The organism is Streptomyces sp. NPDC017225 (genome assembly GCF_044331465.1).
Taxonomy (GTDB): Bacteria; Actinomycetota; Actinomycetes; order Streptomycetales; family Streptomycetaceae; genus Streptomyces.
This window is the reverse complement of the sequence record NZ_JBIRNE010000006.1, coordinates 29,932-49,567: the sequence shown is the minus strand read 5'-3', so window position 1 is coordinate 49,567 and position 19,636 is coordinate 29,932. Positions and strand designations below refer to the sequence as shown.

The following is a 19,636-nucleotide window of genomic DNA, read 5'->3' as shown; positions in this document are numbered from 1 at the left end:
GCACCGAAGTGGAAAAGAGCGGCTTCCTCATGACTGCGACCCCCCATCACCCCGACCTCCGTTCCCAGTTGGAGACGCTGGCCACCGAGGCGTTCCGGCCCGAGCTGGCCGAGATCGACCGCATGCCCACCCTCGACATCGCGCGGGTGATGAACGGCGAGGACACCGCCGTGCCCGCCGCCGTCGCCGAGCGGCTGCCCGAGATCGCCGCCGCCGTCGACGCCGTCGTGGCCCGGATGGCACGCGGCGGGCGGCTGGTCTACGCGGGCGCCGGCACGGCCGGCCGGCTCGGCGTACTGGACGCCTCGGAGTGCCCGCCCACCTTCAACACCGGCCCCGGACAGGTCGTCGGCCTCATCGCGGGCGGCCCTGACGCCATGGTCACCTCCGTCGAGGGCGCCGAGGACTCGGCCGAGCTGGCCCGCGCCGACCTGGACGCCCTCGTCCTCACCCCCGACGACACGGTGGTCGGCGTCTCCGCCTCCGGCCGCACGCCGTACGCCGTCGGCGCCGTCGAGCACGCCCGCGCGCTGGGGGCCCTGACCATCGGGCTGGCGTGCAACCGCGGCAGCGCCCTGGCCGCCGCCGCGGAGCACGGCATCGAGGTCGTCACCGGACCCGAGCTGATCACCGGCTCCACCCGGCTGAAGGCCGGTACGGCGCAGAAGCTGGTCCTGAACATGCTGTCGACGATCACGATGATCCGCCTCGGCAAGACGTACGGGAACCTGATGGTGGACGTCCGCGCCTCCAACGAGAAGCTGCGCGCCCGCTCGCGCCGCATCGTCGCGCTCGCCACCGGCGCCGCCGACGACGAGGTCGAGCGCGCCCTGACCGCCACGGACGGCGAGGTCAAGCACGCGATCCTGACCCTGCTGGCCGACGTGGACGGCCCGACGGCCGCCCGCCTTCTGGAGGACTCCGGCGGCCACCTGCGCGCCGCGCTGGCCACGGCACAGGGCTGACCGCACGCTCGGGGGGTGCACAAGGACACCCCCCACACGCCCCGCTCCACGGCCGCCGCGCTGCTCCCCCTGGTCGGCGGCCCGGCCAACGTCACCTCCGTCGCCCACTGCATGACCCGCCTCCGCCTGGTCCTGGCCGACCGCACCCGGGTGGACGACGCGGCGCTGCGGGCGTTGCCCGGTGTGCTGGGGGTGGTGGAGGACGGCGAGTCGTACCAGGTGGTACTGGGGCCGGGGGTGGTCGGCCGGGTGACGGAGGCGTTCGAGGCACTGCTGGCGACCGACGGGGTCGGCGGCACACCGGCGGCGGACGCTCCCGCCGCCCCGGCGGACGCTCCCGCCGGCCCGGTGACCGGCCCCGCCGGTCCGGCGGACGCCCTCGCCCGGCGCGGTGCCGAGCTGAGGGCGCGGCAGAAGCGGCGCAACGCGACCCCGCTCAAGACGGCCCTGCGCCGCGTCGCGAACATCTTCGTCCCGCTCATCCCCGCCCTGATCGGCTGCGGGATCGTCGCGGGCATCGCGGGTCTGCTGACGAACCTGGAACGGCTCCCCGGCATCACCCCCGCCCTGATCGCCCTCTCCTCCGCCTTCATGGCGCTGATCGCGGTGTTCGTCGGCCACAACACGGCGAAGGAGTTCGGCGGGACGCCCGTGCTGGGCGGCGCGGTCGCCGCCGTCGTCGTCTACCCGGGCGTGGCGGAGGTGACGGCGTTCGGCACCGCGCTCGCCCCCGGCCAGGGCGGTGTCCTCGGCGCGCTGGCGGCCGCTCTGCTCGGCACCCGCGTCGAGAAGTGGTGCCGCGCCCGCCTCCCCGGCACCCTGGACGTCCTGCTCACCCCGACCCTGACGGTCCTGGTCTCCGGCCTGGTCACCCTCTACGTCCTCATGTACGCGGCCGGGGAGGTCGCCACGGCCATCGGCACGGCGGCCGACTGGCTCCTGACGACGACCGGCGCGCTGGCCGGCCTGGTCCTCGGCGGCCTCTTCCTCCCGCTGGTGATGCTGGGCCTGCACCAGGCCCTCATCCCCATCCACACCACCCTCATCGAGCAGCAGGGCCACACCGTCCTGCTCCCCATCCTGGCCATGGCGGGCGCGGGCCAGGTCGGCGCGGCGGCGGCGGTGTACGTCCGCCTCCGCCACGACACCACTCTCCGCACGACGATCAGATCGGCGCTCCCGGCCGGCCTGCTCGGCGTCGGCGAGCCCCTGATCTACGGCGTCTCCCTCCCCCTCGGCCGCCCCTTCCTCACCGCCTGTGTGGGCGGCGCGGCGGGCGGCGCCTTCACCGGCCTGTTCGCGATGCTCGGCACGGACGTGGGGGCGACGGCGATCGGCCCGTCCGGCTGGGCGCTGTTCCCGCTTCTCGCGGGCGGCGGAGGCTGGGCGGTGACGGCGGGCGTGTACGGCGGCGGGCTGCTCACCGGGTACCTGGTCGGCTTCGCGGCGACGTACTTCTTCGGTCTGGGCGACGGCACCGCCCGCGCCGTGTGCGACGCTGGGGAACATGAACCACGCCCAGCTGACCGCCCTGGGCCGCGCCCTGCGTCTCCTCGGTGAGCACGGCGAGGCCCTGGGCACCGACACCCCGGACGCCAAGCTGCACGAGGTCCGCGCGGACCTGAAGCGCGCCCTGGACCAGCTGGAGGAGAGCGTCACGGCGGCGGCCCCGACCACCCACTGCCACGAACACCCGAACGGCCCGGTCGACAAGGCCGCCCCCGACCTCTGCCTCCTGTGCGAGACCCGCCGCCGCGCCGCCCGCCGCAGCGAGTACAACGGCGGCCCGCTCCCCGCCCGTCCCGCCACCGAGCCGGTCCAGTCCCGCTACGGCGTCCGGGGCGACCGTCCGCAGCCCCAGCAGCGCTGGCTGCCCGAGCTGTGGAACGGCCAGGCCTGGCAGCTGTGCGGCACCCCGCGCCGCGACCGCCGCGAGGCCGAGCTGTACATCGCGGCCCAGCTGCGCGCCCCCCGCGCGGCGATGGCGTACCGGCTCGTCCACGAGTTCACGGACTACGAGGTGCTGCGGGTGTGGGGGACGCCGGTACGGGTGGACATCGAGCCGATGGGCGGCATCTGAGCCTGCCGGCCCCTCCCCTCCTACCGGCGGGTGAAGCGGGTGAGCGTGACGCCGTTGGTGAAGGCGGTGCGCTCGGCGGCGTCGAACAGCGTGGGGTCGAAGACACCGTCGACCAGCGGGACACCGGCACCGGCGATCACCGGGTAGCTCTTGATCAGCAGCTCGTCGATCTCGGGCAGCAGGGCGCCCGCGAGCTTTCCGCCGCCGCACAGCCAGATGTCCAGGCCGCCGTCCTCCGCCTTCAGCTCACGGACGAGGGCGAGCGGATCGCTCGGCACGACGGTGACGGCGGGGTCGGCCTCGTCGGGCTTCAGGGTGCTCGACACCACGTACTGGCGCAGGTGCGCGTACGGGCTGGGATGCCCCTCGTCGAGACCGGGACGGTAGCTGCCGAGTCCCATCAGGACGGTGTCGAAATTCCGGTTGGGCACGTCCGTGAGACCGACGGCGGCGCGGTAGGCGGTCGGCACCGTCTCCGGGTAGAGCGGGTTGGTCCAGGCCGAGTAGGCGGCGGCCTGCCTTTCGTCGCCGAGCGGGAAGAAGTCGAACTCCCCGCCGGGGCCGGCGATACGGCCGTCGAGCGTGACGGCGACGTAGTACACGAGCTTTCGCAAGAGGAACCCCCACGTAGTACTCTGCTTGAAGTGGTTTGAACGTAGTACTACGACTGGAGTGATGTCAATGCGATTCCCGATGGAGCCGTGCCCATGGTGAGAAGGAACGACCAGCGCCGCGCCGCCCTCGTCGACGCCGCGATCGAGGTGCTGGCCGAGGAAGGCGCCCGGGGCCTGACCTTCCGGGCGGTGGACACGGAGGCCGCCGTGCCGGGCGGCACCGCGTCCAACTACTTCGCCAACCGCGACGACCTGCTCACCCAGGCCGGCGCCCGCGTCTACGAACGGCTCCACCCCGACGAGGCCACCCTCACCCGTCAGCGGACGGCCGGCCGCGACCGGGACACCTACGTCGTCCTGATGCGCGAACTCGTCGACCGCATCGCCTCGTTCCGCACCGGCTACCTCGCGCTGCTGGAACTCCGCCTGGAGGCGACCCGCCGCCCCGAGCTGCGCGCGGTCCTGACCGAGCGCATCCGTGCCGACGTCGCCGCCAACGTCTCGTACCACGAGGCGTCCGGCCTCCCCGGCGACGCGATGGCCGTCAAGCTGCTCTACCTCGCCCTGAACTGGCTGATCGTCGAGCAGCTCACCCTGCCGGACGTCTTCACCCCGGCCGAGCGCGACGAGCTGGTGGCGGCGGCGGTCGAACGCATCGTGGCACCGGACTAGCCACTAGCCCCGTACGCTCTCGTGGTCGGTCTTGCGCAGCCGGGCCCGCATCACCTCCTCCGGCTGCGCATCCACCACCGCCCCCTTCGGGCAGTCCCACTCCCGGCCCCCGCCGACCGGCCGCAGCCGCACGCCGCCGCCGGCATGTTCCATGACCTCCCCCACCCGCCCGTCCCGCGCGTCCACGGCATGTGTACCGACCGCCGGCCGCTCACCCCGCACCACCGACGCCAGCCGCTCGGCGACCCGGACGTTGCACCGTCCCAGGTCGACCAGGGCGAACGGCTCGTCACTCGCGCCGGTCACCGGATCGACGCACAGGGACGGCAGCACGACTCCGGCCCCCACGAGGGCCTGCCGCAAGGACTCGACGACTTCTTCGGTCGACCGCACCCTTCCTCACCTCCACGCTGAGTTCTCGATTCACCACACTGCGTGTCTGCCCCGCCTCCAACCTGGCCATACAGGGCGTCCCAACAACCCCTGATGTGCGAGACGACGCCCTGAGCACGGAGGACTTCTTCCGGCGGAACTGCGCGGCGTCGGCGAAGTCGAAGTATCCGGAGCACTTCACGGAGGCGGCGGAGGCGGAGGCTACCGCCACGGAGATCAGGGAGTACGCGCCCCTGCTGTTCCCTGGGCTGCTGCAAACCCCTGCGTACACACGGGCGGTGTGCCGGGCATACCAACCCACGGCGCCGAACGAGGTGATCGAGGAACTGGTGGCGGCGCGCATGGACCGGAACCGGATCATTGTGCAGGTGCTGCCGTTCGAAGCGGGAGCGCATGCCTCGCTGGAGGGCGCCATCAAGTTGATGGAGATCGGCCGCCGGCGCAAGTCGACGTACAGCGGCGGCAGCGGCGACAACTGCCTCGAAGTCGGCGTCGGTAACCCTGTCGCCATCCCGGTCCGCGATTCCAAGGACCCCCACGGACCCAGGCTGCGGTTCCAGGCCGACGCCTGGTCGGTCTTCGTCGACGGCATCAAGGCAGCCCCGGCTTCCAGGTGACCGTGGGGCCACTCGCTTCCTTGCCGTGGCAGCACGCCGGGCCGCCTCAGCGTCCGACGGCCGGTGGCCAGTGGGCGGTGGGCGGTGGGCGGTTCCGTCTCGGCGCGAGAGCCCCCGGGCCGGACCTCTCTCGAAAACCGAGGACGAAATAGCGATTTCGTCCTCGGTTTCCGGGAGGGGTCCCCCACCCACCGGGCGGCAGACGCCACACTCCCGGCGTGCCTGCGAGGCGCCGACGCGCCCCTCACGCCGGGCGACCGCGCGACCCGGCCAAGGGACCGGCGTACCTGGAACACCCACCATCCCCGGCCGCCCGCACGCTTCTCCCCCGTGCTGGAGCGAGCCGGGTCAAGGGGCGGCCGCAGGCCGATCGCCGAAGGCTACGCGCAGCGCCCTTGACGCGGATCGTGGAAGCACGACACTGACACAGAAGCCGGCGGCCCCACGGCCACGTGGAAGTCGGCGACGCCCTGACGCCCCGCCCGGACCCGTGCCTCAGGAGCGCCGGCGTTCCCGGCCCAGGCGGGTGACGGCGAACAGGCCCGCCACACCGTACGCGAGCCACCAGCCCCCGACCCAGTAGTCCTCCGTCGCCTCGTCGTCCTGCGCCTTCTTCTGCTGGTCGTACGTCCGGGTACCCGCCGACCTGCGGTCCGTGAAGTCGAACAGGTTGCACGTCTGCCCCGGCTGCATGGGGCCGGAGCGCTCCGAGTCCCCGTACTCCACGATGATGCCGTCGCACTGCGGGGTGCCGCCCACGAACGCCGGCTCGCAGAGCAGGTACACGCCGACGACCACCGGCACGACGAACAGTCCCAGCACGAGGCCCCGGCCGGTCACGCCTCCGTTCCCACCAGCGGCAGGGGCGCGAACTCGTAGCCCTCCCACAGCCGCCGTGACGCCTCCCCCGGGTACGGCGCGACGACCGGCTCCGCGTCCAGCACCTGCACCAGGCGCCGTTCCGTGTCGTACGCGGGCCAGCCGGGGTCGCCCGTGCGTGCGAACGCCGTCCACGAGGCACGGAACCGGGACGACAGGGCCAGCGCCTCCGGGGACGGCTCCGCACCGGCGAACAGCAGCAGCCCCAGGTCGGCCCGGAACGTGCCGAAGAGGAGCGGGACGTCCAGGGCGTGGCAGGCGCCGAGGGCGCCGCCGTCGCCCGGGGCCGGCCAGGTCAGCTCGTAGACGTGGGACCGGCCGCCACCCGCGAGGTGGGCCTCGGCCAGGTGCAGGGACGGCATGGCGAAGAGCCAGTCGGTCTGGACGCGTTCGTAGAGGTCGTTCGCCGACGCACCCGGGTACGCGGCGCGGTAGGCCGCCTCGCCGCCCGGCGCGTACAGAGCGAGGGACGCGCTCGCGCGTTCGCCGGTGATCCGGCCGAGCTTGCCCGCCATGGCGGTGAAGAGCCGGTTCTCGTCGCGGTTGTGACCGACGACCAGGTCCACGTGCCGGGACGCGCCGGACGCGAGTGCCCGCCACGGCATGACCGGCAGCACCTCGCCGTCGACGACCGGCGAGTACGGGGTGACCGTGGGCGCGGCCTGCCCCCAGCGGTCCACGTACCCGGGCATCTTCGGCGCGAGGGACTGCCCCGCCTTGACCAGCTGGTCCGGGTCCACGGCCGCCAGGTCGGCGACGGTGGGCCGCAGGCCTAGCTCGGCGGCGAGGGCGGTGGCGATGTCCCGGGCGAGCCCCTCGGAGAAGAACGCGCCCGGCACACTCTGGGCGATGGCCCGCCGGAACAGCCCGGTCGCGCTCGGCATGGCCAGCAGCGAGGCGACGGACCCGGCACCCGCCGACTCGCCGAAGACGGTGACCTGGTCCGGGTCGCCGCCGAACGCCGCGATGTTCTCCCGCACCCACTTGAGCGCGGCCACCTGGTCGAGCAGACCCCGGTTGGCGGGGGCGCCCTCGACGCGGGCGAAGCCCTCCATGCCGAGGCGGTAGTTGAAGGTGACGACGACCAGGTCGCCGTCCTCGGCGATGCGGCGGGCGTCGTAGCCGGGGCTGCCGGAGTGGCCGAGCTTGTAGGCGCCGCCGTAGATCCACACCATCACCGGGCGGTGGGCGGCCGGGTCCGGGTCGGGGGTCCAGACGTTGACGGTCAGCCAGTCGTCGCCCACGGCGGCGTTCGCACCACCGGCCGGGCCCACTGTGCCGAGGTCCTGCGGGGGCGGCGGGCCGAAGGCGTACGCCTCGCGTATGCCGTCCCAGGCGCGGGCCGGGCGCGGGGCGGCGAACCTGGCCCCGCCCACCGGCGGCCCGGCGAACGGGATGCCGCGGAAGACGGTCAGACCGCCCTCCCGCCTCCCGCGCACCGCACCGGCGGCGGTGCGCACCACACCTGCTGATTCCACTGATTCCACGGGGTCAGGGAGCGTCATGCCCCCAGACCCTACGCCGCGGTGCGCGCCGTGAGCGGGCCGGATCAGCTCAGGGTCCGCAGCGCCGCCGCGTCGAACGGCGCCAGCTCGTCGAAGCGGCCGGAGAGGACCTTCCGGGCCCAGTCCGGGTCCTGGAGCAGCGCGCGGCCGACGGCGACCATGTCGAACTCGTCGCGCTCCATCCGGTCCAGCAGGTTGTCGAGGCTGCCGAGCGCGGCGCCCTCGCCCAGGAAGGCCTTGCCGAACTCGCCCTCGAGGCCGACCGAGCCGACCGTGATCGTGGCCCTGCCGGTGAGCTTCCTGGTCCAGCCGGCGAGGTTGAGGTCGGAGTCGTCGAACTCGGGCAGCCAGTAGCGGCGGGTGGAGGCGTGGAAGGCGTCGACGCCGGCCGAGGCGAGCGGGGCGAGGATCGCCTCCAGCTCCTGGGGGGTCTCGGCGAGGCGGACGTCGTAGGCGTCCTGCTTCCACTGCGAGTACCGGAAGATCACCGGGAAGCCGGGCGAGACCTTCTCGCGCACGGCGGCCACGATCTCGGCGGCGAACCGGGTACGGGCCACCGGGTCGCCGCCGTAGGCGTCGGTACGGCGGTTGGTGCCCGCGTACAGGAACTGGTCGATGAGGTAGCCGTGGGCGCCGTGCAGCTCCACACCGTCGAAGCCGATGCGCTCCGCGGCCGCGGCGGCCTCGGCGAAGGCGCCGATGACGTCGTCCAGGTCGCGCCGGGTCATCGCCCTGCCGGTGACCTCGTCCTCGCCGATGCGCAGGCCGGAGGGGCCGACGGCGGGGGCGTCCGCGAACGGCGGCTCCCCGGCCTCGCGCACCATCCCGATGTGCCACAGCTGCGGCACGATCGTGCCGCCCGCCGCGTGCACCGCGTCGGCGACCTTCGCCCAGCCGGCCAGCTGCTCCTCGCCGTGGAAGCGCGGCACGCGGTCGCTCTGCCCGGCCGAGTCGTGGCCGACGTACGTGCCCTCGGTGACGATCAGGCCGACACCGGCGGCGGCGCGCCGGGCGTAGTACGAGACCACGTCCTCGCCGGGGATGCCGCCGGGCGAGAACATCCGGGTCATCGGGGCCATCGCGATACGGTTCGGCACGGTCAGGCCGTTGATGGTGGCCGGGCGGGCGAGGACCTGGGCGGCGCGCGAGGCGGCGTCGGAGGCGGTGACGGTCACGTGGGGGCTCCTCTGGAGGTACCGTTCGGTATGTGCGCATGCATTCAACGCACTCCGGCGACAACCGGCACGCCCCGCCGCGCCATTCCGTCCGTCCGTGCCGGCCCGCTGTGATCCGTGGCACACCGCCCGGCCGGCCCCGAAAACGCCCGAGGGCGGCACCCCCTGCCGGAACAGGGGGTGCCGCCCTCGGTACGTGAAGGACGGTTGATCGACCTGGGTCGATCAGAAGTCCATGTCACCGCCCGGCATGCCGCCCGGGGCGCCGCCCGCGGCGGCCTTCTCCGGCTTGTCGGCGATGACGGCCTCGGTGGTGAGGAACAGCGCGGCGATGGAGGCGGCGTTCTGCAGAGCAGAGCGGGTCACCTTCGCCGGGTCGATGATGCCCTCGGCGATCATGTCGACGTACTCACCGGTCGCGGCGTTCAGGCCGTGGCCGACGGTCAGGTTGCGGACCTTCTCCACGACGACGCCGCCCTCGAGACCACCGTTGACGGCGATCTGCTTCAGCGGGGCCTCCAGGGCGAGCTTCACGGCGTTGGCGCCGGTCGCCTCGTCACCCGACAGCTCCAGCTTCTCGAAGACCTGGGAGGCCTGGAGCAGGGCCACGCCACCACCGGCGACGATACCCTCCTCGACGGCCGCCTTCGCGTTGCGAACGGCGTCCTCGATGCGGTGCTTGCGCTCCTTGAGCTCGACCTCGGTGGCGGCACCGGCCTTGATGACGGCCACGCCGCCGGCCAGCTTCGCCAGGCGCTCCTGGAGCTTCTCGCGGTCGTAGTCCGAGTCGCTGTTCTCGATCTCGGCGCGGATCTGGTTGACCCGGCCCTGGACCTGGTCGGCGGAGCCGGCGCCGTCCACGATCGTGGTCTCGTCCTTGGTGATGACGACCTTGCGGGCGCTGCCCAGGAGGTCCAGGGAGGCGTTCTCCAGCTTGAGGCCGACCTCCTCGGAGATGACCTCGCCGCCCGTGAGGATGGCGATGTCGCCGAGCATGGCCTTGCGGCGGTCGCCGAAGCCCGGGGCCTTGACGGCGACGGACTTGAAGGTGCCGCGGATCTTGTTGACGACCAGGGTCGACAGGGCCTCGCCCTCGACGTCCTCGGCGATGATCAGCAGCGGCTTGCCCGACTGCATGACCTTCTCCAGGAGCGGCAGCAGGTCCTTGACGTTGCCGATCTTGGAGTTGGCGATCAGGATGTACGGGTCGTCGAGCGACGCCTCCATACGCTCCATGTCGGTGGCGAAGTACGCCGAGATGTAGCCCTTGTCGAAGCGCATACCCTCGGTGAGCTCCAGCTCCAGACCGAAGGTCTGGGACTCCTCGACGGTGATGACGCCTTCCTTGCCGACCTTGTCCATCGCCTCGGCGATGAGCTCGCCGATCTGGGTGTCGGCGGCGGAGATGGAGGCCGTGGAGGCGATCTGCTCCTTGGTCTCGACGTCCTTCGCCTGCTCGAGCAGGGCGGCGGAGACGGCCTCGACGGCCTTCTCGATGCCGCGCTTGAGGGCCATGGGGTTGGCGCCGGCCGCGACGTTGCGCAGGCCTTCCTTGACCAGGGCCTGAGCGAGAACGGTCGCGGTGGTCGTACCGTCACCGGCGACGTCGTCCGTCTTCTTGGCGACTTCCTTGACCAGCTCGGCGCCGATCTTCTCGTACGGGTCCTCGAGCTCGATCTCCTTGGCGATGGAGACACCATCGTTGGTGATCGTGGGGGCGCCCCACTTCTTCTCGAGGACGACGTTGCGGCCCTTGGGGCCGAGCGTCACCTTGACGGCGTCCGCGAGCTGGTTCATGCCGCGCTCGAGGCCGCGCCGTGCCTCCTCGTCGAACGCGATGATCTTGGCCATGTGAAGTGGTCCCTCCAGGACTGGGGGTGATTCCTTCGGACCGCGCCCGCGCCCGCGACGGACGGCTCGCCTGCCGTGTGGTTCCTTCCCCACCCGGCCTGCGGGCCTCACCGACCCGGTCCTTCGTTGTCACTCTCACCTTCAGAGTGCTAACGCAATGATTAGCACTCGCCCCTGCCGAGTGCAAGCGCCTCTCGGGGATCGACACCGGCGCTCAGCCACCCGCGAACACCGCCCGGGGGCGGTCCCGGCATGGTCCGGAGCGCGTCCCGGGCGCGTCCGGGCAGGCCGAAGGGCCCGTACCCCGGGAGGTACGGGCCCTTCGGCTGAAGACCGCGCTGCGGTGGCCGCGCGTCTCAGGCGCTGAGGCGAACCATGTCGGCCTGCGGGCCCTTCTGACCCTGCGAGATCTCGAACTCGACCCGCTGGCCTTCTTCGAGGGTGCGGTAGCCGTCCATCTGAATCGCGCTGTAGTGGACGAAAACATCCGCACCACCGTCGACCGCGATGAAGCCGTACCCCTTCTCCGCGTTGAACCACTTGACGGTGCCCTGAGCCATGCCTAACTCCCCTATTACTGGCCCTTGCACAGATCCGCACTTCGCGGACCCGGGTCAGACCTCGCCCCCCACGACTGGGGGCGTGCGCCGGAACGCGTCGACCGCGGCCGAATGTATCTGTCCAACTGCCCTCTGCAACAGGTCAGTCGGACGAGAAATCTGGACGCACCCGGTCCGGAATATGGCAAGAATTCGCCTGAATTCGGGTCAAGTCGGGGTCCACGAAGGGAACAAAAGCCGCGAAATACGCCCGCATTTTGGCTATTTCTTGTCGGGCCGGCGGCAGGGAGGCGGAGTTCCCGATCTCGCGATCGGGAGCGCGTTCCCCAACTCTACCGTGCTCAATCACATGGAATTGCCCCCTCCGTTTCTCTTACGGAGAGGGCAATTCGTACTACGACGTGTATCGACGCGTATCAGCCGCCGGCGACCGCGGGGATGATGGAGACGCCCGCGCCGTTGGGGGTCGCGGTCTGAAGGCCCTGCTCGAAGCGGACGTCGTCGTCGTTGACGTAGACGTTGACGAAGCGGCGGAGCTTGCCCTGGTCGTCCAGCACGCGGGCGGCGATGCCGGTGTGGTTCTTGTCCAGGTCGGCGATGACCTCACCGAGGTTCGCGCCGTCGGCGGCGACCTCGGCCTTGCCGCCGGTGTAGGTGCGCAGGATGGTCGGGATGCGAACGGTCACGCTCATGCGAGGCCAGCCTCTCGGAAGGAGTCCAGGTTCGGGCGGATGGTGGCGGTGAGGCCGGTACCGGCCACCGCGTCGAGGGTCTTCAGGCCGTCGCCGGTGTTGAGGACGACGGTGGTGAGGGACGGATCCAGGACGCCGTTCTCGATCAGCTTCCTCGTGACGCCGACCGTCACGCCGCCCGCGGTCTCCGCGAAGATCCCCTCGGTGCGCGCGAGCAGCTTGATCGCGTCGACGACCTGCTCGTCACTCACGTCCTCCACGGCGCCGCCGGTGCGGCGCGCGATGTCGAGGACGTACGGGCCGTCGGCCGGGTTGCCGATCGCCAGGGACTTGGCGATGGTGTCCGGCTTCTGCGGGCGTACGACGTCGTGGCCGGCCTTGTACGCGGTGGACACCGGCGAGCAGCCCTCGGCCTGGGCGCCGAAGATCTTGTACGGCCTGTCCTCGACCAGACCGAGCCTGATCAGCTCCTGCAGACCCTTGTCGATCTTCGTGAGCTGCGAGCCGGAGGCGATCGGGACGACGATCTGGTCGGGCAGCCGCCAGCCGAGCTGCTCGCAGATCTCGTACGCCAGGGTCTTGGAGCCCTCCGCGTAGTACGGTCGCAGGTTGACGTTGACGAAGCCCCAGCCCTCGCCGGCCGGGTCGCCGATCAGCTCGGAGCAGAAGCGGTTCACGTCGTCGTAGTTGCCCTGGATGCCGACGAGCTCACCGCCGTAGACGGCGGCCATGACGACCTTGCCCTGCTCCAGGTCGTGCGGGATGAACACGCAGGAGCGGAAGCCGGCGCGGGCGGCGGCGGCGCCGACGGCGCCCGCGAGGTTGCCGGTGGAGGAGCAGGACAGGGTGGTGAAGCCGAAGGCGCGGGCGGCCTCGATGGCCTGCGCGACGACGCGGTCCTTGAAGGAGTGCGTCGGGTTGCCGGAGTCGTCCTTGACGTACAGACCGCCGGTGACGCCGAGCTCGCGGGCCAGGTTGTCGGCCTTGACCAGCTTGGTCCAGCCGGGGTTGATGTTCGGCTTGTCGGCCACGTCGGCGGGGACGGGCAGCAGCGGGGCGTAGCGCCAGATGTTCGCGGGGCCCGCCTCGATACGCGCGCGGAGTTCCTCGGTGTCGTAGGCCGAGAAGTCGTAGGCGATCTCCAGCGGGCCGAAACACTCCTCGCAGGCGAAGACGGGGCCGAGCGGGACGCGGTGGCCGCATTCGCGGCAGGAGAGCGCTGCGGCGGGGCCCAGATCGACGGAGCCGGCGGGGGCGGGAGCGTCGGGGGTGGTGGTGCTTTCGACAGTCTGCACAGCCATGGAGGCGAGGCCCTTTCTCCTCATCTTCCTCACGACGCATCTCGCCGTGAGACGGATTTGGCACCTTCCCGAGCCGGGAGCCTCGCCACGTCCGCGTGACAGGAACCGACTGGAGGGTTGCCGGGGCTTCAACGGGCCGTATCCCTCTGCCCCTCTGGATGAGCGGTATTCGATTGTTGATCCCGCTCGGCCTGTCGCGCCTGGCGCGCTTGTCGAGCGTTGGTGCGTGCGGGACCCCCGGCATGCGGTGGGCCTCCGCGTTGTTCAAGACTGTAACCGAAGGCCAGGGCGGTTGAGACAGTCGTCCGCACCGCGAGATGGATCACACCGGACCACGAAGGAGCCACCGAACGTGCTGGAAGAAGTCGAGCGCTGGCTGAGCGCACGCTCCTGGTCCGTGTCGGACCGGCCGATCCAGCAGCTCCTGGCCGCCAAGCACACCACCGGGCAGTCGGTCAGCGTGGTGCTCCCCGCCCTCGACGAGGAGGCGACGGTCGGCGACATCGTCACGGTGATCCGCCGGGACCTGATGGGGCGCGTCCCGCTCGTCGACGAGATCGTGGTCGTGGACTCCGGATCGAGCGACCGCACGTCGGCGGTGGCCGCGGCGGCGGGCGCGCGCGTCGTGCACCGCGACGCGATCCTGCCCCGCATCCCGGCCGTGCCCGGCAAGGGCGAGGTGCTGTGGCGCTCGCTGCTGGTCACCGGCGGCGACATCGTCTGCTTCGTCGACGCGGACCTGCGCGAGTTCTCCGCCGACTTCGTCACCGGGATCGTGGGGCCGCTGCTCACCGACCCGGGCGTGCACCTCGTCAAGGCCATGTACGACCGCCCGCTCACCGTGTCCGACGGCGGCCGCGCCTCCGGCCTGCCCGCGGCCGGGCAGGGCGGCCGGGTCACGGAACTGATGGCCCGCCCGCTGCTCAACATGCACTGGCCGCGGCTGGCCGGTTTCGTCCAGCCGCTCGGCGGCGAGTACGCGGCCCGCCGCTCCCTCCTGGAGCGGCTCCCCTTCCCCGTCGGCTACGGGGTCGAGCTGGGCATGCTGGTCGACTCCCTGCACCTGGTGGGCCTGGACGCCCTCGCGCAGGTCGACGTCGGCGTGCGCAGGCACCGGCACCAGGACGGCCAGGCGCTGGGCCGCATGTCCGCCGCGATCTACCGCACCGCCCAGCTCCGGCTGGCCCGCGGCCACCTGGTACGGCCGTCCCTCATCCAGTTCGAACGGGGCGCCGACGGCTTCGAGCCGCGCACGTACTCGGTGGACACCGAGGAACGCCCCCCGATGACGGAGATCGCGGAGTACGCGGCCCGCAGGGTGGCCTGAGCGTCAGCCGGCGACGCCGTCCGACCAGCGCCACCTGCCGCCCGGGTCCTGCGCGCAGGTCAGGTACTCGCCACCGCGCCCGTGGGTGCTCAGGCCGCGGTGCTTCTTGGCGCAGAACTGGCCGTCGGCGTAGCAGTTGCCGGCGGGGCTGGTGAGTTCGCAGCCGCCGGTGCCGGTCCCGGAACCCGTGTCCGTACCCGTGCCGGAACCCGTGTCCGTGCCGGGATCCGGGGCGGGGGCCGTCGTACGGGCCGGTTCCGGGGTGTGCAGGAGGTCACCGGAGCAGTCACGGCCGTTGCGCGGGACGGTGAACGCCACGTCGTAGGAGCCGCCGGGATCGTCGGTCTGCTCGCAGACCTCCTCGCCCGCGGCCCAGGAGGAGGCCCGCTTCCCGCCCGTGCCCTGGAGCTGGACGGCGTAGGCGAGCCCGGCCTTCTTCGCCGCGCCGACCGCCTTTCCGACGGCGGAGCCGGTGTGGTCGTCCAGCGTGACGGCGGCGGGGGTGGGTGTGGGGGTCGGCGAGGGGGTCGAGGCCGGCGTGGCTGTGGGGGTCGGAGTGGGCGTGGGGGTCGGTGTGGCGGTGGCCGAGGCCGGTCGCTCGGCCGCCGTCCCGGTACCGGCGCTTCCGTCCCCGCAACCGGCCAGAGCCAGCGCCGAGGCCGCGACCAGTGCCGCGGTGCCGGCGAACCGGCGGATACGTATGGGCATGACGCCCACCCCCCAGAAAGTTGAAATGTGCACCGCATATGCTCGATCCGTTCACATCTTCTGCACAAGACGCGTGACGCAATCGATGCCGAAGTGTCGTCCGAGCACGTTTGAGGGTTCCGGGGCCTGGCTACGTTGAGGCGTATGGCTTCAAGCTTCGGTGCTGCTCAGGTACTGGTCGCCTCCAACCGGGGGCCGGTCTCGTACGAGGTGCGGGACGACGGTTCGCTGCACGCCAGGCGCGGCGGGGGCGGGCTGGTCTCCGGACTGTCGGCCATCGGGCCGGACGCGGGGGCGCTGTGGGTGTGCTCCGCGCTCGGCGACGGCGACCGCGAGGCGGTGCGGCGCGGGGTCGGCGAGGACGGCGTGCGGATGCTGGACGTACCGGCCGACGTGCACGCGGACGCGTACAACGGGATCGCCAACAGCGTGCTGTGGTTCGTGCACCACATGCTCTACCAGACGCCCCTGGAGCCGGTCTTCGACGCGGAGTTCCGGCGGCAGTGGGCCTCCTACGAGGCGTACAACCGGGCCTTCGCGAAGGCGCTGGCCGAGGAGGCCGCCGAGGGCGCGGTCGCGATCGTGCAGGACTACCACCTGACACTGGTGCCGGGGATGCTGCGGGAGCTGCGGCCGGATCTGAGGATCGGGCACTTCTCGCACACGCCGTGGGCGCCGGTCGACTACTTCCGGCTGCTGCCGGACGACATCGCCGAGCAGGTGCTGCGGGGCATGCTCGGCGCCGACCGGCTCGGGTTCCTCACCCGGCGCTGGGCCGACGCGTTCAGCGCCTGCTGCGACGCGCTGGTGGGCGGGCTCGGCTCCACGGAGATCGGTGTGCACGGGCTGGGCGCCGACGCGGACTTCCTGCGGCGGCGGTCGCACGAGGCCGACGTGGACGAGCGGATGGCGGCGCTGCGGGCGGAGATCGGCGCCGGCCCGGACGGAAGCGCGCGCAGGACCGTCGTGCGGGTGGACCGGACCGAGCTGTCGAAGAACATCGTGCGGGGGCTGCTGGCGTACCGGGAGCTGCTGACCGGGCGGCCTCAGTGGCGGGAACGGGTCGTGCACGTCGCGTTCGCCTACCCCTCGCGGCAGGACCTCGCCGTGTACCGGGACTACACCGCCGAGGTGCGGCGGGTGGCCGACTCGATCAACGCGGAGTTCGGGACGGCGGGGTGGACGCCGGTCGTGCTGCATGTGAAGGACGACTTCGCGCGGTCGCTGGCGGCGTACCGGCTGGCGGACGTGGCGCTGGTCAATCCCGTCCGGGACGGGATGAACCTCGTCGCGAAGGAGGTGCCGGTCGTCTCCGACGAGGGGTGCGTGCTGGTGCTGTCCCGGGAGGCGGGGGCGTACGAGGAGCTGGGGGAGGACGCGGTCGTCGTGAACCCGTACGACGTGGTCGGCACGGCCGACGCGCTGCACGAGGCGTTGGGGGTGGCGCCGGGGGAACGGGCGGAGCGGACGAAGCGGTTGGCGGCGGCGGGGACGGCGTTGCCTCCGGCGCGGTGGTTCCTGGAGCAGTTGGATGCGCTGAGGTCTTGATCGCCGGGTGATCCGGCGTTGGGGCTGGGCTGCGGTGGGTCGCGCGGCCCGGCGCTACGGGGGGGGCAGGAAGTGGCTACGCGAGCCGTGCGGCCAGGGAACGGAGCAGGCGTACCACTCCCGGCGGGCCGTCGACCACCATGTCGGCTCGTTCGCGGAGGTCCGGGACCTCGTCGCTGCCGCTGCAGACCAGGAGGCCGGGGGTGCCCTCCGTGCGGAGGGTGTCGACGGCGGTGAAGGCGGGGAGGTCGCCGAGGTCGTCGCCGGCGTAGAGGACGGCCCCCGCGTCCAGCTCCCGGACGTACTCCCGCAGTGCGGCGCCCTTGTCCATGCCGGGCGGGCGCAGCTCCAGGACCATGCGGCCCGGCTCGACGATCAGGCCGTGGCGGGAGGCGAGGCCGGTGAGGGGGGCGCGCAGGGTGTCGAAGGCGGCCTGGGGGTCGGGGGCACGGCGGGTGTGGACGGCGATCGCGTGGCCCTTCTCCTCGGTCCACGTGCCCTGCCCGGCCCCGGACCGCTCCAGCAGTCCCGGCAGCTCGGCGCGGACGGCGCCGACGCCGGGGTGCGGGTCGGGGGTGGTGAGGGTGCCGGTGGCGGCGTCCCAGCGCTCGGCTCCGTAGTGGCCGAGGACGACGAGGTGTCCCAGGCCGGGGACGGCCGCGAAGCCGCCGTGGCGGACCGCGACCTCCGCCGGGCGGCCGGTGATCACGGCGACGGAGGCGACCTTCGGGGCGAGGGCCGCGAGCGCCGGTACGGCGTCCGGGTGGGCGCGGGCCCGGTCGGGGTCGGCGACGATCGGGGCGAGCGTGCCGTCGAAGTCGAGCGCGACCACGGCGCGGCCGGGGCGGGCGAGGAGGGCGTCGAGCCCTTCGCGTCCGGCCGCCGTCGCGGGCGTCGGCAGGTGGGCCGGAGAGTCCGGGGAGTCGTCACGGATGGAGTCCTGGTGGCTGCCCATACCGCGAACCTATCCCGCCGGCGCGCGGGGCACACGCATCGCTCTGCGCCTCCGCCGCACACCGGCCGGACGGGCACAGGGCGGACGGGCACAGGCCGACCCTGCGAACGCGGTCGCGCCGCGGATCACGTCCGCCCGCGCCGGCGGCGTCACCGCTCCGAGCGCCGCGACTCCCGTACCCGGCGCAGCCGGTTGACCGTCACCGGGTCGGCCGCCAGCGCGCGGGGGGCGTCCAGGAGGGCGTTGAGGAGCTGGTAGTAGCGGACGGGGGCCAGGCCCAGTTCCTCGCGGATCGCGCGCTCCTTCGCGCCGGGGCCGGGAAAGCCGCGGCGTTCCAGCGCGAGGATGCGCCGCTCCCTCTGTCCCAGGTCCATGTACGGCACCGTAACGCCCGCCACCGACAGTGGCCCCGTGGCCGCTACTCCGCGCTGCCCGCCCGCATCGCCGTCGCCTGGATCTGGGCGAGGACCTCCTCGGTGCTGCCGCCGGGGGCGACCGCCTGGCCGATGCGCTTCTTGACGTCCGCGCTGACCGAGGCCCAGGAGGTCTTGCCGACCGGGTAGAGCTCGGAGAGCAGCAGCTCGTTCAGGAACGGCCGGAGGTCCTTGTCCTCCGCCGAGGTGCTCATGATCTGGGACGCGGAGGTGGTCACCGGCAGCAGGTTGTACCGGCGGGAGAAGTCGAGGACGTTCTCGTCGTCGTAGACGAAGTCGAGGAAGTCGCCGATCTCCTCCTGGTGGCCGTTCTCCTTGAAGGCGGTCATCCAGTCGGTGACGCCGAGCGTGTTCCTGCTGGCGCCGTCGACGCCGGGGGTCGTCACCATGCCGTACTTCACGCCCTTGTCGGACGCCATCTTCATCAGCGTCGGGTGGCCGTTGAGCATGCCGACGTCGCCGTTCGCGAAGGCGGCGAAGGCGTCGGCCCGGTCGAGCTGGCCGGGGGCGACCGGGCCGGTGAGGCCCTTCTCGACCAGTTCCTCCTTGAGCCAGGTGAAGGTGGTGACGTTCTGCGGCGAGTCGACGGAGTAGGTGCCGACGTCGTCGATGTAGCCGCCCCCGCCGCTGAGCATCCACTGCATCGTCTCGGCCGGTGCCTCCTCGGGGCCCAGCGGCAGCGCGTACGGGTACTTCACGCCCTCCGCCTCGAGCTCCCCGGCGGCGTCGGCGAGGTCGTCCCAGGTCTTGGGCGGGGTGACGCCGGCCTTGTCGAAGAGGGTCTTGTTGTAGAAGAGCACGCGGGTGGAGGCCGCGAACGGCAGGCCGTACTGCACCCCGTTGACCTGGCCGGCGCCGGCGAGCTGCGAGACGTAGTTGGCCTGGACCGGGATGGAGAGGAGTTCACCGGCCTGGTAGAGCAGGCCCTGGTCCGCGTAGTCGGAGTAGGCGCCGATCTGCGCCATGTCGGGCGCCTCACCGGCCTCGACCATTTCGCGGACCTTGCGGTCGACGTCGTTCCAGGAGTGCACGGTGACGTCCACGTGCACGTCGGGGTGTTTGGCCTCGTAGGCCTTGGCCAGTTCGTCCCAGTAGGTCTGGGAGCTGTTGGCCTTGCTGTCGCCGTAGTCGGCGGCCACCAGCTTCAGGGTCACCTCGCCGGAGTCTCCGGTGAGCCCGCAGCCGCCGAGGACCACCGTCATGCCCAGTGCGGACACCACCGCGATCGTTCCTGTCCTACGCCGCTGCACCCTGATTCCCCAACCCTGCCGACGACTTGTCGTTCGCTGCTTTGCTTACGCGTTCGCTTGTTCGCTTGTTCGTTTAACGGATTAAGGTCTACACCACGACAGTGGACTAG

Annotated in this window: 19 protein-coding genes, 1 pseudogene and 1 riboswitch; of the genes and pseudogenes, 7 read left to right on the top strand and 13 right to left on the bottom strand. The window is 72.1% G+C overall.

Features of this window, described 5'->3' with window-relative positions; all coding sequences use genetic code 11:
- Positions 1–29 precede the first annotated feature (29 nt).
- Genes murQ through ACH4NX_RS15780 form a run of 3 tightly spaced genes read left to right on the top strand, consistent with a single transcriptional unit; the run spans position 30 to position 3,045 of the window.
- The gene (gene murQ, locus ACH4NX_RS15790; protein ID WP_398127530.1) at positions 30–965 is read left to right on the top strand and encodes an N-acetylmuramic acid 6-phosphate etherase; all 936 of its coding nucleotides are present in this window, start codon (positions 30–32) and stop codon (positions 963–965) included.
- A 15-nt stretch (positions 966–980) separates the two neighbouring features.
- Positions 981–2,525 (top strand): PTS transporter subunit EIIC, encoded by a 1,545-nt coding sequence (locus ACH4NX_RS15785; protein ID WP_398127529.1) that lies wholly within the window; start codon positions 981–983, stop codon positions 2,523–2,525.
- Entirely contained in the window at positions 2,473–3,045 is a 573-nt protein-coding gene (locus ACH4NX_RS15780) for a hypothetical protein (RefSeq protein WP_351401771.1), read from the top strand. Before ACH4NX_RS15785 ends, ACH4NX_RS15780 begins: the two co-directional genes overlap by 53 nt.
- 20 nt (positions 3,046–3,065) lie before the next feature.
- Here the strand turns inward: ACH4NX_RS15780 and ACH4NX_RS15775 are convergent, their stop codons facing one another.
- On the bottom strand, positions 3,066–3,659 hold the full coding sequence (locus ACH4NX_RS15775) for a dihydrofolate reductase family protein (RefSeq protein WP_351401773.1): 594 nt from the start codon (positions 3,657–3,659) through the stop codon (positions 3,066–3,068).
- Between the two features lie 93 nt (positions 3,660–3,752).
- Between ACH4NX_RS15775 and ACH4NX_RS15770 the strand changes: the two genes are divergently transcribed.
- A complete protein-coding gene (locus ACH4NX_RS15770) occupies positions 3,753–4,331 on the top strand; it encodes a TetR family transcriptional regulator (protein ID WP_351401775.1) in 579 nt (192 codons plus the stop codon).
- Positions 4,332–4,334: 3 nt separating this feature from the next.
- Here the strand turns inward: ACH4NX_RS15770 and ACH4NX_RS15765 are convergent, their stop codons facing one another.
- On the bottom strand, positions 4,335–4,724 hold the full coding sequence (locus ACH4NX_RS15765) for a hypothetical protein (RefSeq protein WP_351401777.1): 390 nt from the start codon (positions 4,722–4,724) through the stop codon (positions 4,335–4,337).
- Between the two features lie 101 nt (positions 4,725–4,825).
- Between ACH4NX_RS15765 and ACH4NX_RS15760 the strand changes: the two are divergent.
- A pseudogene (locus ACH4NX_RS15760) lies at positions 4,826–5,341 on the top strand (Scr1 family TA system antitoxin-like transcriptional regulator); the annotation flags it as partial.
- Positions 5,342–5,836: 495 nt separating this feature from the next.
- Here ACH4NX_RS15760 and ACH4NX_RS15755 read toward each other — a convergent pair.
- From ACH4NX_RS15755 to thrC, 7 genes are all read right to left on the bottom strand, one after another.
- Complete coding sequence (locus ACH4NX_RS15755; protein ID WP_351401782.1) at positions 5,837–6,181, bottom strand: hypothetical protein; 345 nt, start codon at positions 6,179–6,181, stop codon at positions 5,837–5,839.
- Complete coding sequence (locus tag ACH4NX_RS15750) at positions 6,178–7,725, bottom strand: carboxylesterase/lipase family protein (protein ID WP_398127528.1); 1,548 nt, start codon at positions 7,723–7,725, stop codon at positions 6,178–6,180. The genes ACH4NX_RS15755 and ACH4NX_RS15750 overlap by 4 nt, the downstream gene beginning before the upstream one ends.
- Before the next feature lie 44 nt (positions 7,726–7,769).
- Positions 7,770–8,900 (bottom strand): NADH:flavin oxidoreductase, encoded by a 1,131-nt coding sequence (locus tag ACH4NX_RS15745; protein WP_398127527.1) that lies wholly within the window; start codon positions 8,898–8,900, stop codon positions 7,770–7,772.
- Between the two features lie 225 nt (positions 8,901–9,125).
- A complete protein-coding gene (gene groL, locus ACH4NX_RS15740) occupies positions 9,126–10,751 on the bottom strand; it encodes a chaperonin GroEL (RefSeq protein ID WP_279563920.1) in 1,626 nt (541 codons plus the stop codon).
- Positions 10,752–11,107: 356 nt separating this feature from the next.
- A complete protein-coding gene (locus tag ACH4NX_RS15735; protein WP_004929928.1) occupies positions 11,108–11,311 on the bottom strand; it encodes a cold-shock protein in 204 nt (67 codons plus the stop codon).
- A gap of 416 nt (positions 11,312–11,727) precedes the next feature.
- Entirely contained in the window at positions 11,728–12,003 is a 276-nt protein-coding gene (locus ACH4NX_RS15730; RefSeq protein ID WP_351401789.1) for a MoaD/ThiS family protein, read from the bottom strand.
- A complete protein-coding gene (gene thrC / locus ACH4NX_RS15725; protein ID WP_351401791.1) occupies positions 12,000–13,304 on the bottom strand; it encodes a threonine synthase in 1,305 nt (434 codons plus the stop codon). Before thrC ends, ACH4NX_RS15730 begins: the two co-directional genes overlap by 4 nt.
- A 17-nt stretch (positions 13,305–13,321) precedes the next feature.
- Positions 13,322–13,469, bottom strand: a riboswitch (SAM riboswitch).
- 187 nt (positions 13,470–13,656) lie between these two features.
- On the opposite strand from thrC, the gene ACH4NX_RS15720 reads away from it, so the two are divergent.
- Complete coding sequence (locus ACH4NX_RS15720; protein WP_398127526.1) at positions 13,657–14,631, top strand: glucosyl-3-phosphoglycerate synthase; 975 nt, start codon at positions 13,657–13,659, stop codon at positions 14,629–14,631.
- A 3-nt stretch (positions 14,632–14,634) separates the two neighbouring features.
- On the opposite strand, the gene ACH4NX_RS15715 is transcribed toward ACH4NX_RS15720, so the two are convergent.
- Positions 14,635–15,339, bottom strand: coding sequence for a hypothetical protein (locus tag ACH4NX_RS15715; RefSeq protein WP_398127525.1), 705 nt, complete (start codon positions 15,337–15,339; stop codon positions 14,635–14,637).
- A gap of 144 nt (positions 15,340–15,483) precedes the next feature.
- Here ACH4NX_RS15715 and ACH4NX_RS15710 point away from each other — a divergent pair, with 144 nt between their 5' ends.
- Positions 15,484–16,887: a trehalose-6-phosphate synthase gene (locus ACH4NX_RS15710; RefSeq protein ID WP_351401798.1), complete on the top strand. Its 1,404-nt coding sequence runs from the start codon at positions 15,484–15,486 to the stop codon at positions 16,885–16,887.
- 76 nt (positions 16,888–16,963) lie between these two features.
- Here the strand turns inward: ACH4NX_RS15710 and otsB are convergent, their stop codons facing one another.
- The 3 genes from otsB to ACH4NX_RS15695 all read right to left on the bottom strand — a co-directional run bounded on the left by otsB (position 16,964) and on the right by ACH4NX_RS15695 (position 19,478).
- Positions 16,964–17,842 (bottom strand): trehalose-phosphatase, encoded by an 879-nt coding sequence (gene otsB, locus ACH4NX_RS15705; protein ID WP_398127524.1) that lies wholly within the window; start codon positions 17,840–17,842, stop codon positions 16,964–16,966.
- A 149-nt stretch (positions 17,843–17,991) separates the two neighbouring features.
- A complete protein-coding gene (locus ACH4NX_RS15700; protein ID WP_398127523.1) occupies positions 17,992–18,216 on the bottom strand; it encodes a DUF3263 domain-containing protein in 225 nt (74 codons plus the stop codon).
- A 44-nt stretch (positions 18,217–18,260) separates the two neighbouring features.
- The gene (locus ACH4NX_RS15695; protein WP_398127670.1) at positions 18,261–19,478 is read right to left on the bottom strand and encodes an ABC transporter substrate-binding protein; all 1,218 of its coding nucleotides are present in this window, start codon (positions 19,476–19,478) and stop codon (positions 18,261–18,263) included.
- Positions 19,479–19,636 lie beyond the last annotated feature (158 nt).